General features: G+C 58.3%; 13 protein-coding genes and 2 pseudogenes. 8 read left to right on the forward strand and 7 right to left on the reverse strand.

Features of this window, described 5'->3' with window-relative positions:
• Positions 1-41 precede the first annotated feature (41 nt).
• A complete protein-coding gene (locus TU84_RS05820) occupies positions 42-1,328 on the reverse strand; it encodes an ABC transporter substrate-binding protein (protein WP_048367943.1) in 1,287 nt (428 codons plus the stop codon).
• A gap of 351 nt (positions 1,329-1,679) precedes the next feature.
• Between TU84_RS05820 and TU84_RS05825 the strand changes: the two genes are divergently transcribed.
• On the forward strand, positions 1,680-2,327 hold the full coding sequence (locus tag TU84_RS05825; protein WP_048367945.1) for an AP2 domain-containing protein: 648 nt from the start codon (positions 1,680-1,682) through the stop codon (positions 2,325-2,327).
• On the opposite strand, the pseudogene TU84_RS26735 reads toward TU84_RS05825, so the two are convergent.
• From TU84_RS26735 to edd, 5 genes and pseudogenes are all read right to left on the reverse strand, one after another.
• Positions 2,296-2,574, reverse strand: a pseudogene (locus TU84_RS26735) (ATP-binding protein); the annotation flags it as partial. The gene TU84_RS05825 and the pseudogene TU84_RS26735 sit on opposite strands and share 32 nt — an antisense overlap.
• Before the next feature lie 195 nt (positions 2,575-2,769).
• A pseudogene (locus TU84_RS05830) lies at positions 2,770-3,756 on the reverse strand (HAMP domain-containing protein); the annotation flags it as partial.
• A complete protein-coding gene (locus TU84_RS05835; RefSeq protein ID WP_048367950.1) occupies positions 3,746-4,477 on the reverse strand; it encodes a response regulator in 732 nt (243 codons plus the stop codon). The pseudogene TU84_RS05830 and the gene TU84_RS05835, both read right to left, overlap by 11 nt.
• Before the next feature lie 110 nt (positions 4,478-4,587).
• The gene (locus tag TU84_RS05840; protein WP_048367951.1) at positions 4,588-5,544 is read right to left on the reverse strand and encodes a glucokinase; all 957 of its coding nucleotides are present in this window, start codon (positions 5,542-5,544) and stop codon (positions 4,588-4,590) included.
• Positions 5,541-7,367 carry a phosphogluconate dehydratase gene (gene edd, locus TU84_RS05845; protein ID WP_048367953.1) on the reverse strand — a complete coding sequence of 609 codons (1,827 nt, stop codon included), beginning with the start codon at positions 7,365-7,367 and terminating at the stop codon, positions 5,541-5,543. Before edd ends, TU84_RS05840 begins: the two co-directional genes overlap by 4 nt.
• Before the next feature lie 207 nt (positions 7,368-7,574).
• Here edd and gap point away from each other — a divergent pair, with 207 nt between their 5' ends.
• From gap to TU84_RS05880, 7 genes are all read left to right on the forward strand, one after another.
• Positions 7,575-8,576, forward strand: coding sequence for a type I glyceraldehyde-3-phosphate dehydrogenase (gene gap / locus TU84_RS05850; protein ID WP_048367955.1), 1,002 nt, complete (start codon positions 7,575-7,577; stop codon positions 8,574-8,576).
• 4 nt (positions 8,577-8,580) lie between these two features.
• Positions 8,581-9,045 (forward strand): methylglyoxal synthase, encoded by a 465-nt coding sequence (locus TU84_RS05855; RefSeq protein ID WP_048367957.1) that lies wholly within the window; start codon positions 8,581-8,583, stop codon positions 9,043-9,045.
• 203 nt (positions 9,046-9,248) lie between these two features.
• Positions 9,249-9,767: an RNA polymerase sigma factor gene (locus TU84_RS05860; protein WP_048367959.1), complete on the forward strand. Its 519-nt coding sequence runs from the start codon at positions 9,249-9,251 to the stop codon at positions 9,765-9,767.
• 50 nt (positions 9,768-9,817) lie between these two features.
• Complete coding sequence (locus tag TU84_RS05865) at positions 9,818-10,786, forward strand: FecR family protein (protein WP_048367961.1); 969 nt, start codon at positions 9,818-9,820, stop codon at positions 10,784-10,786.
• A gap of 131 nt (positions 10,787-10,917) precedes the next feature.
• Positions 10,918-13,515, forward strand: a complete 2,598-nt coding sequence (locus tag TU84_RS05870) for a TonB-dependent receptor (protein ID WP_048367963.1) — start codon at positions 10,918-10,920, stop codon at positions 13,513-13,515.
• A gap of 112 nt (positions 13,516-13,627) precedes the next feature.
• On the forward strand, positions 13,628-14,236 hold the full coding sequence (locus tag TU84_RS05875) for a biliverdin-producing heme oxygenase (protein WP_048367964.1): 609 nt from the start codon (positions 13,628-13,630) through the stop codon (positions 14,234-14,236).
• 58 nt (positions 14,237-14,294) lie between these two features.
• Positions 14,295-14,699 (forward strand): YbaN family protein, encoded by a 405-nt coding sequence (locus tag TU84_RS05880; RefSeq protein WP_048368458.1) that lies wholly within the window; start codon positions 14,295-14,297, stop codon positions 14,697-14,699.
• Positions 14,700-14,793: 94 nt separating this feature from the next.
• Here TU84_RS05880 and arcD read toward each other — a convergent pair whose 3' ends face one another.
• The gene (gene arcD, locus TU84_RS05885) at positions 14,794-16,221 is read right to left on the reverse strand and encodes an arginine-ornithine antiporter (RefSeq protein ID WP_048367966.1); all 1,428 of its coding nucleotides are present in this window, start codon (positions 16,219-16,221) and stop codon (positions 14,794-14,796) included.
• Positions 16,222-16,540 lie beyond the last annotated feature (319 nt).

Raw genomic sequence — 16,540 nt, forward strand, 5'->3', positions numbered from 1 at the left:
CTCAAAAGATCGCGAGGCGAGCTCGCTCCTACAGGAGGGGGTTACTTGGCGGACTTGATCGCTGCGCCAAGTTTTTTGGCGGTGTCGGCCGGATCGGCTTTAGGGTCGTTGATGTAATTGGTGATTACGTCAAAGAACGCCCCCTGCACGGCCAGCGTGGTCGCCATGTTGTGCGCCATGCTTGGCTGCAGGCCGCCGGACTTGGCGTCAGCCAGGAAGTCCTTGGCCGAGGTCTGGGCACAGGCGTCAAAGCCGAGCTTTTCCATGTTGTTCAACATGTCGTTGCGAACCGGAATTGAGCCCTTGTTGATGCTGAAAACTTTCTGGAAGTCTTCACCCAGCGCCACCTTGGCAATGTCTTGTTGACCGGCCTTGGTGCCCTCGTCTTTCACCTTGAACACCGCCAAAGAGTCGATGTTGTAGGTGAAGGCTTTGTCGGTGCCCGGGAAGGCTACGCACTCATAGTCCTTGCCGGCGATTTTCTTGGCCGCGGTCCATTCACTCTTGGCCCAGTCACCCATGATCTGCATGCCGGCCTTGCCGTTGATGACTTTGGCCGCTTCCAGGTTCCAGTCCTGGCCTTTGCCATCGGCGTCCATGTAGGTCGCGACTTTCTTCAGCTCGGTCAGCGCCTTGACCATTTGCGGGCCGGTCAGGGCATCGTTGTCGAGGTCAACCAGGGCTTTTTTGTAGCCATCGACGCCCATGACCGAGAGCACCACCGCTTCAAACACGGTGCTGTCCTGCCAAGGCTGGCCGCCGTGGGCAAGCGCAATAAAGCCCGCGGCCTTGAGCTTGTCACCGGCTGCGTAGAATTCTTCGAGGGTGGTCGGTGGTTTTTCGATACCGGCTTTTTTGAAGACTTCAGGGTTGATCCACAGCCAGTTCACGCGGTGGATATTCACCGGCACGGCCACGTAATCACCGTCGTACTTCACGGTGTCGGAGACTTTCTTGTCGAGCAGGCTGTCCCACTTTTCGTCTTTGGCGACCGTCTTCAATACGTCAGTGTCGAGCAGCCCGGTAGACGCCCACTCTTGAATGTCCGGCCCTTTGATCTGTGCCATACCCGGCGGGTTACCGGCCACAGCGCGGCTTTTCAGTACGGTCATCGCGGTGGCACCGCCACCCCCGGCGACAGCGCCGTCCTTCCAGGTGAAACCGTCTTTTTCAACTTGAGCCTTCAGCACATCGACAGCAGCTTTTTCGCCACCTGACGTCCACCAGTGCACCACTTCAACCGAACCTTTGGAGTCGGCGGCATAGCTGCTCAGAGGGAATAGTGTGGCGAGTGAGATAACGACGGCGAGGCGATTGAATGAATTCATGAGATGCCCTTTCTTGTTGTTATAGCTGTGCAAGTCTTTTGCTTGCGCTACGAATGAGTGTATCCACGCGCCACCCGCCTCAAGTAACGAAGAGACGTCTGTTTGTCACCGTCTGGTGACATTCAAGAACGCGGCCACGGGGCTGTTTGAGATCTTTCAGTATGAGCAACGTCAGCCTTCTTGTAGGCCAGAACCGTTGAAATCCCCACGAGATACAGTTTTTTCCGCATTGCCTGTAGGACGCATCCCGAAGTCGTTTTCCCACGTTGTACCCGCAAATAACATCAGCGAGTCTGCTACTCATCGTCGTAGAAAAAGAACGGATGCCGACCCCCTCAGGAGATTTTAGCCATGACAGAACGTAACTTAACGTCCCGGAATCATTGCTTCATTTACCCCATCAAAGATCAGGAAGGTCGCCCCTACGCCTGGAAAATCGATATTCAACGCGCGGGCAAAGTGCATGTGCATCACTTTGCTTTCGACCAATATGGCGGCGAGATTCCCGCCCTGGAGGCCGCCGAAAACTTGCGCAACCAACTGGTCCTGAAAATGCCGCAGTCTTTTACTTATGAAGACCGCCAGCGCCTGATGCCGCATAACACCAGCGGCCACCCCGGCGTGTACCGCGTGCAGTCCAATCAGATTGATTACTGGCGTGCCACCACGCGCATTCACGGCTACAACCTGAGCAAGAGTTTTCGCATTGACAAGTATGGCGATGACCAGGCCAAACAGCTGGCGCTTGAGGAGCGTGAACGGCAGTTAACCCTGTGCAGCGACCCCTACGATGTCGCCATGGAGAAGCTCCAGCATCACTTCAGCCAGACCAGCCGGCGCGTGCGCGAAAACCGTATCAAGGCGGCGATGCACAAGCCCCGCGAGCCAAAACCCACCGCCCAGGAGGTCTCTGGCACGCAGATGGAACGCATACTGCCGATCAGCGCCGAGCAGGCCAGCCTGTCCATCAGTCGGCATTTCGCGGCAAGTACAAAGTGACCCGCAAGCCGCCCACGCGCAGGTTTTGCAAGCTCACTTCACCGCCATGGCTATGGGCGATGCTGCGCGCAATCCCCAGCCCCAGACCGTAGCCTTGCTGCTGCCCGGCCAGTCGAAAGTGTGGCTCGAACACCTGCTCAAGGCGCTGTTCGGGCACGCCCGGTCCCTCGTCGTCGACGGTCAGCACAAACGCTTGCTCGTTGTCGTCTATGCGCAAGTGCGCGTTGGTGCCGTACTTGAGTGCGTTATCAATCAGGTTGCCCATGCAGCGGCGCAGGGCCAAGGGTTTGCCGTGATAAGGGCTGGTCGCTCGCCCCTGCAGCGTTACCCGGCCATTACCCTGCGGCAGCACATAGGGTTCTATCAGACAGTCGAGCAAGGTGTTGACGTCCACCGGCTCGATATTCTCGTGAATGTCGGTGTCTTTCACGCACTGCAGCGCGCCTTTGACCAGCATTTCCAGCTCGTCCAGATCGCGGCCAAACTTGTATTGCAGTTGCTCGTCATCCAGCAGTTCTACGCGCAAGCGCAGCCGGGTGATGGGCGTGCGCAGGTCATGGGAGATGGCGCTGAATAACTGACCCCGCTCGGTCAGGTACCGGCTGATACGCGCGCGCATGGTGTTAAAGGCCCGCCCCACTTCAACCACTTCGCTGCCACCGCCCACTTCGACAGGCTGGACCTCGTCTTCGCCCAGTGACATGTCACGGGCCGCCCTCGCCAAGCGTTTGAGCGGGCGGCTTTGCCAATGCACCAGCACGCCGATAAAGAACAGCAAAAAGATACTGCTCAGCACGATAAACCACAGTTGCAGCGCCGGCAGCCCTTCTTCTTCAAGGCTGGTGTAGGGCTGGGGCAGCAAAGAGGCGATGTACAGCCACTCGCCCTGAGCCATCTGGATCTGCGTCACCAGCACCGGCGGGTCAACCGGTTCCAGGGTCAGGGCAAAGTGCGCCCACGAACGCGGCAACTCGTCGAGCTTCAGGCCCGCGTTGAAAATGCGTAAGTCCTGAGGGCTGACGAACTTCACCGACAGGTCGACATCCGGCCCCAGCGACTGGCGCAGCACTTGGTCCACGGCGTCCAGCACCGCCTGTTTGCGCTGGGTTGGCGGTAGCACCTGCATGTCCAGCGGCCGGTCATTGAGGCTGACGACAAAGCGCGTGCCGCCCATGCTGCGCATTTGGTCCAGCACCAGCGGGCGATAGGCCAGCGGCAGGGAGCGCAAGTACGTCACTGTGGCGTTCATCGAGTGCGCCATGCTGCGGGCACTGTTGACCAGGCCTTCAAGCTGGGTGGTGCGCAATTGTGAGAGCCAGATGGCACTCGACAACGTCTGCGCCAGCAAAATGGCCAGCAGCGTCAGCAGCAACATGCGGCCCAGCAGCGAACGGGGGAGATGCAGGCGGGATAGAAACTTAATGGCCATTTCCGACGGTGACCTCAGCTGCCAACTGGTAACCGCTGCCACGGATCGTGCGGATAAGCCGTGGCGGCTTCTCGGTGTCGCGCAGGCGCTGGCGCAAACGGCTGACCGCCATGTCGACAATGCGGTCCAGCGGCATCAGATCGCGGCCACGGGTGGCGTTGCCGATCATGTCGCGATCCAGGATCTGCTGCGGGTTGTCCAGAAACAGCTTGAGCAAGGCGAAATCCGCCCCGGACAAAATCACCTCTTCGCCATCGGTATGAAACAGCCGATGGGTCACGGTGTTGAGCCGCCACTCGTCAAACGCCATAACTTCATGACCGGCGCTCGCACTGGAAAACTGCGCACGGCGCAACAAGGCCTTGATACGCGCCTGGAGTTCACGGGGGCTAAAAGGCTTGCCCAGATAATCATCAGCGCCCAGTTCCAGGCCGATGACCCGGTCGGCTTCGTCGGAACTGGCGGTGAGCATGATGATCGGAATTTGCGCAAAACGCGGGTGTTGGCGCACCCAGCGGCACAGGCTGAAACCGTCTTCGTCGGGCAGCATCACGTCCAGGATCAATAAATCGCTGGCCTGCTCATCAAGCGCCCGCCTGAAGCCCGCACCGTCCGCCACGGTGCGCACCTGAAAGCCGGCACGGGTGAGGTAGATATCAAGGAGCTCGCGAATTTCCTGGTCATCATCGACCAGCAAAATGGATTTGCCGGATGTGCTCACAGGCGCTGATCCTTATTGTTGTTATGGACGAAAGATCACTCGGTAGGAGCGAGCTTGCCTCGCGATCTTTTCAACGGTCAAAAGATCGCGAGACAAGCTCGCTCCTACAGTCAACCGAACGCTTGTTGCAGTGCCACGCCGGCGCCGATCAGGCCCGAGTACGGTGCGGTCACCAACCAGACCGGGATGCCTTTGAGATAGTCGCTCATGCAGCCTTTGTCGGCAAAGCTTCGGGCAAAGCCGCTGCTCACAAAAATATCGGCAAAGCGCGGGATCACACCGCCAACAATGTACACCCCGCCACGCCCGCCGACTGTCAGCACGTTGTTACCGGCCACACGGCCCAGCCAGCAACTGAAGTGCTCCAGCACCTGCAACGCCACCGGATCACCCGCCAACGCCGCCGCAGTGATCGCCCGGTCACTGTCCAGCACCGGCTCATGCCCGTCGACCGCACAGATCGCCCGATACACACGCGGCAAACCGCTGCCGCTCAAGATGCTTTCGGCACTGACGTGGTCGATTTCGTTGTAGATGTGCTGCCACAACTGCACTTCACGCGGGTTGCTCATGGGCAGGTCGACGTGGCCGCCCTCCCCCGGCAAGGCCATCCATTGCTCGTCGCCCAGGTTGAGCAACGTGCCTACGCCCAACCCCGTGCCTGGCCCGATGACCACCGCCGGGCGCGCCGGATCGGCAATGCCGGGGCACACCTGGCGCACGTCTTCGGGTTGCAAGCGCGTCATGCCCAGGGCCATGGCGCTGAAGTCATTGATCAGCAGCAAGTGATCGACTTGCAAGGTTTCGCAAAACGCCGACCGGCTCAAGCGCCAATGGTTGTTGGTAAAGCGAAACTCGTCGCCGCTCACCGGCCCGGCCACCGACAGGCACACCGAACCCACCGCTCCGGGCGCCAGGTTCAACTCATTGAGGTAAACCTTGATTGCGTCTTCCGGGCAGGCGTAATCGGCCGTGGCCAACACGCTGACTGAACGCAACTGTTCGTCTTCCCAGAGGGCAAAACGGGCGTTGGTGCCACCAATATCACCGACGAGGGCGAGTTTCATTTCAGGGATTCCAGAGACGAGGTAAAGGTACTCGCGCCCTGCTCGGCCGAACTGAAGGCCTGACGCATAAACGCAAACAACTCGCGCCCGGTACCGACGGCATTGCTCAAGGTGCCGACAGCCGGGGTGCGTGCGGCGAATTCTGCCTCATCCACCAACAGTTGCAACGTGCCTTTTACGCCATCGACGCGAATCAGGTCACCGTCCTGGACCCGCGCCAGCGCGCCGCCCACTTCCGCCTCGGGGCTGACGTGAATCGCCGCCGGGATTTTGCCCGATGCCCCGGACATGCGCCCGTCGGTGATCAGCGCCACTTTGAAGCCGCGATCCTGCAGCACGCCCAAGAACGGCGTCATCTTGTGCAGCTCTGGCATGCCATTGGAGCGCGGGCCTTGAAAACGCATCACGGCAACAAAGTCGCGTTCCAGTTCACCGGCCTTGAAGGCATCGGCCAGTTGCTGCTGGTCCTGGAATACCCGCGCCGGAGCTTCGACAATCTGATGTTCGGGCGCAACCGCCGAGACCTTCATGACCCCGCGCCCCAAATTGCCTTCCATCACCCGCAGGCCGCCCTCGGCCGAGAACGCACGGGCAACCGGGCGCAAAATAGTCTCGTCGAGGCTTTCGATCGGGCCATCACGCCAGACCAGTTGGCCATCCACGAGGAACGGCTCGCGGGTGTAGCGGCTCAAGCCGTAACCGGCCACGGTGTTGACGTTTTCGTGCAACAACCCGGCTTCGAGCAGCTCACGAATCAGGAACGCCATGCCGCCCGCGGCCTGGAAGTGGTTGATGTCGGCTTTGCCGTTTGGATACACATGGGACAGGGTTGGCACCACCTCGGACAGGTCGGCCATGTCTTGCCAGGTCAACTGAATACCCGCTGCCATGGCAATCGCCGGCATGTGCAGGGTGTGGTTGGTGGAGCCGCCAGTCGCGTGCAGGGCAACGATGGAGTTGACCAGAGAACGCTCGTCCACGATCTCGCCCAGCGGTGTGAAGTTACCGTTTTGCTGGGTCAGACGGGTGACTTGATGCGCCGCTTCGCGAGTCAGGGCATCGCGCAATGGCGTGTAAGGATTGACGAAAGAAGCACCCGGCAAATGCAGGCCCATCACTTCCATCAGCAACTGGTTGGTGTTGGCGGTGCCGTAAAAGGTGCAGGTGCCGGGGCTGTGATAGGACTTCATCTCGGATTCCAGCAGCTCTTCACGGCTGGCTTTGCCTTCAGCGTAGCGCTGACGTACGTCGGCTTTTTCTTTGTTGGAAATGCCCGACGGCATCGGCCCGCCCGGCACAAAGATGGTCGGCAGATGACCGAAGCGCAGCGCGCCCATCAGCAGGCCCGGCACGATTTTGTCGCAAATGCCCAGCATCAGCGCCGCGTCGAACATGTTGTGCGACAGCGCCACCGCGGTCGACAGCGCGATCACTTCGCGGCTCAACAGACTCAGTTCCATGCCGGCCTCGCCTTGGGTCACGCCGTCGCACATTGCCGGGGTGCCGCCCGCGAACTGGCCCACAGAACCCATTTCACGCAGGGCTTGCTTGATTTGTTCCGGGAAGTGCTCGTATGGCTGATGCGCCGAGAGCATGTCGTTATATGACGAAACAATTGCCACGTTGGCGGCGTTCATCAGCTTGAGGGTGTTTTTGTCTTCTGTGCCACATCCGGCCACGCCATGGGCAAAGTTGGCACATTGCAGCTTGCCGCGTTGCGGTCCGTCACTGGCCGCATCACGAATAAGCGTCAGGTACGCCTCGCGGGTAGCTCGACTGCGGGCAATAAGACGCTCGGTGACTTCAAGAACGCGGGGATGCATGTGTTGAACTCCAGGCTAACGGATGTGGCGACCTGTGCGTGTCCTATGCTGACTGAGGCTCGCAGACGCGTGCTCAGTCGTTCGGACCCGTTGATTCAGGTCACTCGTTGTAGATAAAACAAAATATTGCCACTTAAATGGCTTGTTTTCTATTTTTATGAGAATAATCTTGTAATTCCAACAACAAATTGATGACAGGTGCTGTCCATGACATTACGAATCGCAATCAATGGTTTTGGCCGGATCGGCCGTAACGTCCTGCGAGCACTGTATACCCAAGGCTACCGACAGGACTTGCAGATCGTCGCCATTAACGACTTGGGCGACAGTTCAATCAACGCTCACCTGCTCAAGTACGACACCGTTCACGGCACGTTCGATGCCACTGTTGAGCATGATCAGGAAAGTCTGACGGTTAATGGTGACCGAATTGCGGTGAGCGCTATCCGTAATCCGGCTGAACTGCCTTGGGCCGACCTGAAGGTTGATGTGGTGTTTGAGTGCACCGGTTTCTTCACCGAGCGCAGTAAAGCAGAAGCGCACATTACGGCCGGTGCGCGTAAGGTGATTATCTCGGCGCCGGGTAAAAATGCCGATGCGACGGTGGTCTATGGCGTTAACCACGACATTCTGCGCCAATCGCATCAAATCATTTCCAACGCGTCGTGCACCACCAACTGCCTGGCGCCTGTGGCGCAAATCCTCAACCGCGAATTCGGCATTGCCAACGGCCTGATGACCACCATCCACGCCTACACCAATGACCAGAACCTCACCGACGTTTATCACACCGACCCGTACCGCGCGCGTTCGGCCACGCAGAACATGATCCCGAGCAAAACCGGCGCCGCCGAAGCCGTGGGTCTGGTGTTGCCAGAGCTAGCCGGCAAGCTGACCGGCATGGCGGTACGCGTGCCGGTGATCAACGTGTCGCTGGTCGACCTGACGGTTGAACTGACACGCGAAGTCACGGCGGCAGAAGTTAACGCGGTGTTTAAAGAAGCCAGCCAGCACTCCAAAGTGCTGGGCTACAACAGCCTGCCGCTGGTTTCCAGCGACTTCAACCACAACCCGCTGTCGTCGATCTTCGACGCCAACCACACCAAGGTCAGCGGCAAGCTGCTCAAAGTGCTGGCGTGGTACGACAACGAGTGGGGCTTCTCCAACCGTATGCTCGACAACTGCCTGGCGCTGCACAACGCGGAGTAACGCGATGATCGGTATCAGCTTCACCACGGCCACCTTGGCGGCGCGCAAGCGCATCGCCCTGGTGGCGCATGATCACTGCAAAGGGTTTTTGCTGGACTGGGCAGAACGCCACAAGGCCGCGCTCAGCCAGCATGACTTGTGCGCAACGGGCACCACCGGTCTGTTATTGAGCAAGCGCCTGGGATTGCCGATCGAAAGCATGATCAGCGGCCCGTTGGGCGGTGATCAACAGGTGGGGGCGCAGATCGCCGAGCAGAAAATCGACATGCTGGTGTTTTTCTGGGACCCGTTCGAGCCACAGCCCCACGACCCGGACATCAAGGCCCTGCTGCGCGTGGCGGCAGTGTGGAACATTCCGGTGGCGAGCAATGAATGCACCGCTGACTATTTGCTCAGCAGCCCCCTGATGAACCAGCCGCACGAACACCGCATTCCCGATTACGCCGCGTATTTGAAAGGCCGGGCATAACCTGGGATAGAACACATATCTTGTGGGAGCGGGCTTGCTCGCGAAGAGGATCGACTCGGTCAACCCTCAGACCGCGTCGCCCCAATCGCGAGCAAGCCCGCTCCCACAGACTGAACTGCCCAAGCAACAAACTCAAAACATCACTTGACCAAACACACAGATGATAAGCATTATCATTCGCTAAAAATCGGTCGGGTAGCGCTGTGAGTCAGTCCCAGTTCAATCAAGTCTTCCTTACTCAGCGGGTGACCTTGCTGCGCACGTTACAGCGGATGGTGAATAACCCCAGTACCGCCGAAGACTTGCTGCAAGAGACTTACCTGCGGGTTACCCGCGCCTTGAACGAGCGTTCGGTCGAGCACCTGGAACCGTTTGTCTACCAGACCGCGCGCAATCTGGCGCTCGATCACCTGCGCTCGCGGCGCATCCAGGCGCGCACAGTGGTTGAAGATGTCCCGATCGAAGTGCTTGAGGGCATTGCCTCTACCCACAGCACCCCGGAAGAAGCCCACCAAGCAGCGCAATTACTGGAGCGTTTGAGTGTGAGCCTGAGCCAGTTGAGCGCACGTCAGCAGCGGATTTTTATCCTCAGCCGGCTGCATGGCTGCAGTTATCAAGAGATCGCCGAAGAACTTGACGTGTCATTGAGTACCGTTCAAAAGGAACTCAAATTGATCATGGCAATCTGCATCGGGGTAGCCGACAGGCTGAATCGGCCTTAACCTTGCCCTTCAATGCCACGCGAACGCCCTGAAACTGCCAAGGAACCTCTGTGACGGACACTCACAAATCTGCTGCGCCCGACCCGGCGCACGAGGTGCTGCACGACAGCGCCATGGATCAGGCACTGGATTGGCTGATCACCCTTGAGTGTGCGAGCGACGAACAGAAAATCGTGTTTGAGCAGTGGCTGAATGCCGACCCGGCGCACGCCAGGGCGTTTGCCAAGGCCAACGCCATCTGGAACGGGCAACCCGTGCTAGACGCTGCACAAACCCTGCAAACCCGACGCAAACCCAGCGTACTGCGGCGTATCAGCCGGCATTGGAAGCACGTGGCTGCGGCGGCAGTGCTGGTACTGACAGTTGGTAGCTATACCAACGTGCCGCTACGCCTTCAGGCCGATCACCTGACCGTGGTGGGTGAACGCCAGCGCCTGCAACTCGAAGACGGCTCCAAAGTGCTGCTCAATACCAATTCGGCATTTTCCAGCAAAGTGGTGAATACCCAGGCCCGCGCCCGGCTGTTACAGGGCGAAGCCTTTTTTGAAGTCCCGGCCAACCTTGAACTGCCCATGGTGCTGGATGCCGGCCCGGTGCGCGTCAGCGTGCGTGACACCGCGTTTGCAGTGAGCTACTTCAATGGCGAAGCGCAAGTGCGGGTACAGCGCGGGGATGTGGACTTGCGGGTGAACAGTGTCGGCACACAAATGCGCCTGTCGGCGGGCAACAGCGTCAGCATTGGCCCGAACGGCTTCGGCCGCCCCACCACCCTCAACCCCCAAACCGACCTTGCCTGGGTGCAAGGCCGATTGGTGTTTGAAAACTGCCCGATGAGCAAAGTGCTCGATGAAGTGCGCCGCTACTACCCCGGCTGGATCGTCAACAACAACGAAAAGCTTGCCAACGTGGCCGTCACCGGCAACTACCGGCTCGATCAGCCACTGGATATCGTGCGCTCGCTGGCCCACATCACCTCCAGCCGCCTCTCGGAATACCCGGCGCTGGTCATCCTCAATTAAAAAAATTCGATTAATCGATTTTTTTTTACTCGATAGCCCAAGGTCATTCGTCTCGTTGTGATCAATGCAACTGATTCGCATTTTGAGTCAGCTTCGCAACTACAAGACTTGTCACCTCTGGAGCGCTATCAATGCCCACACGTTTCAACAGCCGGTCCACTTCCAACGCTCGCACTGGCGGCTTGCACCAGTGCACATTGTCGTTGTTGACCGTCGCCATGCTGATGGCTGGCGTACAGGCCGCACCGGCCCTGGCCGCAACTGATCCGCAGCCAGCCAGCCGCTCCGTGGGCAGTTATAAGTTTGCGATCGCTCAGCAGCCACTCACCTCTGCGTTGAATGACTTCAGCAGCGTGACCGGCTGGCAAGTCGGCCTGCCAGCAGAACTGGCGCAGGATGTGGCCTCGCCCGGCGTACGTGGCTCCCTGACCCCGGAAAAAGCCCTGGAACGCCTGCTCACCGGCACCAACCTGACGTACCGCAAGCTGAGCACTAACAACATCGTGCTGGAAAAACGCAGCGCGACCTCCGGCACCCTGGCCTTGCAGCAAGTGACCATCAGTGCCACGCGTAACGCACAAGACGTCAGCGCCGTACCCAGCACCGTCACCGTTCATGACCGCCTGGACCTGGACCGCGAAAACGTTAACACCATCAAAGACCTGGTTCGTTATGAGCCGGGTGTTTCGGTAGGCGGCGCCGGTCAGCGCGGCGGCATCACCGGCTACAACATTCGCGGCATCGACGGCGACCGGATCCTCACCCAGATCGATGGCGTTGAGATCCCGGACTCGTTCTTCAACGGCCCTTACGCCCAGACCCAACGTAACTACGTTGACCCTGAAATCATCAAAAGCGTAGAAATCCTCCGCGGCCCGGCGTCCGTGCTGTACGGCAGCAACGCCATTGGCGGTGCCGTCAGCTACTTCACCCTGGACCCGGATGACATCATCAAGCCGGGCCAGGACGTTGGCGCCCGCCTCAAAACCGGTTACAGCTCGGCTGATCGCAGCTGGCTCAAGTCGGGCACCGTGGCCGGTCGCTCGGGTGATTTCGACGGTTTGCTGCACTTTAGCCAGCGCGATGGCCATGACACCGAATCTTACGGCGACCGTGGCGGCAACGGCCTGGCCCGTACCGCAGCCAACCCTGAAGACGTGAGAACCACCAGCGTGCTGGCCAAGGCCGGCTGGAACTACAACGATGACGACCGTCTGGCCTTCACCTACGAGAAGTACAAAAACCACGACGACGTCAATGTGAAGAGCGCCGTCGGCGGGCCGTTCACCAATGGCCAGCCATTGGGCATGTACCGCTCGCGTACCGGCACCGACACGGTGAGCCGTGAACGCTTCGGCCTGGTCAACACCATGACGGTCGACAGCCTGGTTGCTGATCACATCAAGACCAGCTTGAACTACCAAATCGCCAAAACCGACGAGACCACGCTGGAAGATTATTTCCCGTTCACCCGCAATGTCATGCGCTCTCGCGACACCACGTATCAAGAGAAGCAATGGGTCCTCGACGCACAAGCAGACAAGGCCTTTAGCATCGGTGAAACCGATCATTTGCTGACCTACGGCGCCACCCTGAAAAACCAGAAAGTCACCAGCTCGCGCAGTGGCTCGGGTACGTGCCTGGCAGTAGGCCGCGGCTGTACGGCAATCGGCGCTGACAGCCCGTCAGATTATCTGGTCAAGTCCAGCGACTTCCCGGACCCGACCATCAACACCTACAGCCTGTTCGCCCAAGACCAGATCAGCTGGAACGACTGGACGTTCTCACCGAGCTTGCGTTACGACTACACGCGCCTGACGCCGCACATTACCCAAGAGTTTCTCAACACGATCCCGGCCGATGAACGCGCCAACGTGAGTGACGAGAAGAAAATCTGGCACCGCGTATCGCCAAAATTCGGCCTGACGTACGCCCTGACTGAGCAATACACCTGGTACGGCCAGTACGCGGAAGGTTTCCGTACGCCGACGGCCAAAGCGCTGTACGGCACCTTCGAAAACCTGGCGGCCGGTTACAAAGTAGCGGCCAACCCGAACCTGGAACCGGAAAAAAGCAAAAGCTTCGAAACTGGCCTGCGTGGCAAGTTTGATGCGGGTTCATTCGATGTAGCGGTGTTCTACAACAAATACCGCGACTTCATTAACGAAGACGCCATCACCCCCGGCTACAGCGAGACCACGTTCCAGAGCAACAACATCAAACACGCCACCATCAAGGGTGCCGAGGTTAAGGGTCAGTTGAACCTGGATGCGTTCGGTGCACCAAAAGGTCTGTACACCCGCGGTTCGGTGGCTTATGCCCACGGCAAAAACGACGACAACGGCGAGCCGATCAACAGCGTCAACCCGCTCAAAGCCGTTATGGGCTTGGGCTACGACCAGGAAACCTACGGCGCTCTGGTTAGCTGGACACTGGTCAAGCGCAAGGACCAGGTGGATAACACCAGCTTCTTTGCCCCGGACGGCACCAGCAAGCAATTCAAGTCGCCAGGTTATGGCGTAGTGGACCTCACCGGTTTCTACAAAGTCACCAAGGACGTCACCGTCAACGCCGGCCTGTACAACCTGACCGACAAGAAATACTGGAACTGGGATGACGTGCGCGGCTACGACAGCGTGGGTGAAGCCGGTGTGCTCAACCCCGCCAACATGGACCGCCTGACCGCTCCAGGTCGCAACTTCTCGGTCAATTTGGTGTGGGACATCTGATAGACACATCCACTGCGTAGTCTTTTCAGGCTACGCAGTGAGGAATTTTTACTGTGATGCGTCTTCTTGATCGTCTAGTTACAAAGCGCATCTCATTCTCAAGGATATTTGCATGACCACTCCTGATACCGCACAGCGTCCAGCCTTGCGTTCTCAACGCCTGAACCAGATCACCAACGAGCCGCATCAAAAGCTCGATGCACTGGTAAAAGCTCACAAGCCTTTCGACACCCGCGAAAACTTCGCCCGTTTTGTTGTGGCTCAATACCTGTTCCAATCCGAACTGCAAGCGCTGTACACCGACGCGGCCTTGAAAGAGATCGTGCCGGACCTGCCAGAGCGTTGCCGTGCAGAACAAGCCAAGGCTGACCTGGCTGACCTGAACACCCAGGTGCCTGCTCCAGTCGCTGGCGCAGTCAATGCTCCGAGCAAAGCTGAAGCCTTGGGCTGGATCTTTGTGTCGGAAGGCTCCAAGCTTGGCGCTGCGTTTTTGATCAAGCGTGCTGTGGCACTGGAACTGAGCGAAACTTTCGGTGCGCGCCACTTGGGCGAACCGGCCGGTGGTCGTGCTGAAGGCTGGAAGAGCTTCGTTAAAACCCTCGACGGCCTGGAACTGAGCGCCGAAGAAGAAGCTGACCTGGACAAAGGTGCAGTCGCCGCGTTTGAACGTTTTACCGTATTGCTGGAACATGCTTACGCTGCTGAGCCAGAACTGGCCTAAGCAGGATCTGCTCGGTCAGCGAGCGCTGACCGAGTATCTTTTTCTGCGCCTTGAGCCTATGACACACCCAACTCAATCCTCATCCAAAATCGCCCGCTTCCTGTTTGGCGTGCTGGCGTACGTCAGCTTGGGCATCGGCCTGATCGCCATCGTGATCCCTGGCTTACCCACCACCGAATTTATTTTGCTCGCCGCCTGGGCTGCGACCAAAAGCTCCCCTCGCCTGAGTGCCTGGCTCGAAAACCACCGTTTGTTTGGCCCGATTTTGTTCAATTGGCGCAACGGCAAAATCATCCAGCGCAAAGCTAAAGTCAGCGCCACCATCAGCATGCTGCTGTGTGCCGGGTTGATGCTTTACGTGCTTGATCACGACTGGCCGGTGTTTCTGGCCATTGCCGGCATGAGCATGGGCAACCTGTGGATCTGGTCCCGCCCGGAACGCTTGCCGCTGGCGAGCGAGTAACTGAACCACATAACTGTAGGAGCGAGCTTGCCTCGCGATCTTTTGATTTTTTAAAAGATCGCGAGGCAAGCTCGCTCCTACAGTTTTATTGGGGTTAGAGCGTTAACGCCCCGCTGTACAGCCCATACGCCGCGCCCAGCGCGGTAATCACGACTGCCGCGAATATCAGCGGCTCTATGCCCTTGAACAACGCCTGCCCTTGCTCACGCTTGGCCTTGGCGAACAGAAATATCCCCGGCGCATAGAGCAACGCGGACAACAGCAAGTATTTGGGCCCCGCCGCATACAGCAACCACATCGCGTAGATCAATGCGATGGCACCTATCAGCAGATCCTTGACCCGGCTACGACTGGCCTTGGCGTAGGTTTCACCGCGCACGCACAACAACACCGAATACGCCGCCGACCAGAAGTACGGCACCAAAATCATCGATGAGGCGAGGTAGATCAGGGTGGTGTAGGTGCCCGATGACACCAGCGTGATGACCAGAAACAGCTGAATCATGATATTGGTCAGCCACAGGGCGTTGACCGGCACATGGTTGGCGTTTTCCTTTTTCAGGAACGCCGGCATGGTTTTATCCCGGGACGTCGCGTACAAAATCTCGGCGCACAACAACGCCCATGACAGCAGCGCACCGAGCAATGAAACCGCCAGGCCGATGCTGATCAGAATCGCGCCCCAATCCCCCACCACATGCTTAAGTACCCCGGCCATCGACGGGTTTTGCAGTTGCGCCAGTTCGGGCTGAGTCATGATGCCCATCGACAGCACGTTCACCAGCACCAGCAACGCCAGCACGCCGAGAAACCCGATCACGGTGGCCTTGCCCACATCGGAACGCTTTTCGGCGCGCCCCGAGTAAACACTCGCGCCTTCGATACCGATAAACACAAACACGGTGACCAGCATCATGTTGCGCACCTGGTCCATCACGCTACCGACGCTGGGCATTTCTGAGCCCCACAGGTCACGGGTAAAGATGTCGGCTTTAAACGCCACGGCGGCCAACACGATAAACATCACGATCGGTACGATTTTCGCGACGGTGGTCAGTTGGTTGATAAACGCGGCCTCTTTGATGCCGCGCATCACCAAAAAATGCACGCCCCACAGCAACAGCGATGCGCAGCCGATGGCAATGGGCGTATTGCCTTGGCCAAACGCGGGAACGAAAAAACCCAAGGTGCTGAACAGCAACACGAAGTAACCCACGTTGCCCATCCAGGCACTGATCCAGTAGCCCCAGGCCGACGAAAAGCCCATGTAGTCGCCAAATCCGGCCTTGGCGTAGGCGTACACCCCCGAATCCAGCTCCGGCTTGCGATTGGCCAAGGTCTGGAACACAAAGGCCAGCGCCAGCATGCCCACCGCCGTGATTGCCCAACCAATCAATACCGCAGCGCCAGCGGCTCGTTCGGCAATATTTTGTGGCAATGAAAAAATACCGCCGCCAATCATCGACCCGACCACTAACGCAATCAAGGCATTGAGCCGAAGCTTCTGGGTCTGCTGAGACATCGCTACCTCTTTGTTGGGTGTTTTATTAATGCTGCTGATCTAGCGACAGACACTTGCGAGTAAATAAATGTTCGACCCACACGTTTAATAAAGTTGCGCTATAAGCCTGATTTTTTTAACAGCAAGATTTTCTATTAAAGACCAAAAACTAGCGCAGATGCAGATGACGTTTTCATTTCACAGGCCGTTAAATGAAACATCCGGCCCACATTTGCAAATTCTCAAATAGTGTCTAGCTTCATTCCCCACGACGAATCAATTAAAGCCGCTGTATTACCTGAAAGCCCTCTGGAGCCGGGTTTCCAGCGCGCGTCATAAA

This window comes from Pseudomonas helleri, from assembly GCF_001043025.1.
Classification (GTDB): domain Bacteria; phylum Pseudomonadota; class Gammaproteobacteria; order Pseudomonadales; family Pseudomonadaceae; genus Aquipseudomonas; species Aquipseudomonas helleri.

Coding starts and splice junctions, on each gene's coding strand:
- arcD (WP_048367966.1), bottom strand. CDS start 16,221: ATGTCTCAGCAGACCCAGAAGCTTCGGCTCAATGCCTTGATTGCGTTA.
- TU84_RS05840 (WP_048367951.1), bottom strand. CDS start 5,544: ATGAAACTCGCCCTCGTCGGTGATATTGGTGGCACCAACGCCCGTTTT.
- edd (WP_048367953.1), bottom strand. CDS start 7,367: ATGCATCCCCGCGTTCTTGAAGTCACCGAGCGTCTTATTGCCCGCAGT.
- TU84_RS05855 (WP_048367957.1), top strand. CDS start 8,581: ATGATCGGTATCAGCTTCACCACGGCCACCTTGGCGGCGCGCAAGCGC.
- gap (WP_048367955.1), top strand. CDS start 7,575: ATGACATTACGAATCGCAATCAATGGTTTTGGCCGGATCGGCCGTAAC.
- TU84_RS05870 (WP_048367963.1), top strand. CDS start 10,918: ATGCCCACACGTTTCAACAGCCGGTCCACTTCCAACGCTCGCACTGGC.
- TU84_RS05880 (WP_048368458.1), top strand. CDS start 14,295: ATGACACACCCAACTCAATCCTCATCCAAAATCGCCCGCTTCCTGTTT.
- TU84_RS05875 (WP_048367964.1), top strand. CDS start 13,628: ATGACCACTCCTGATACCGCACAGCGTCCAGCCTTGCGTTCTCAACGC.
- TU84_RS05820 (WP_048367943.1), bottom strand. CDS start 1,328: ATGAATTCATTCAATCGCCTCGCCGTCGTTATCTCACTCGCCACACTA.
- TU84_RS05825 (WP_048367945.1), top strand. CDS start 1,680: ATGACAGAACGTAACTTAACGTCCCGGAATCATTGCTTCATTTACCCC.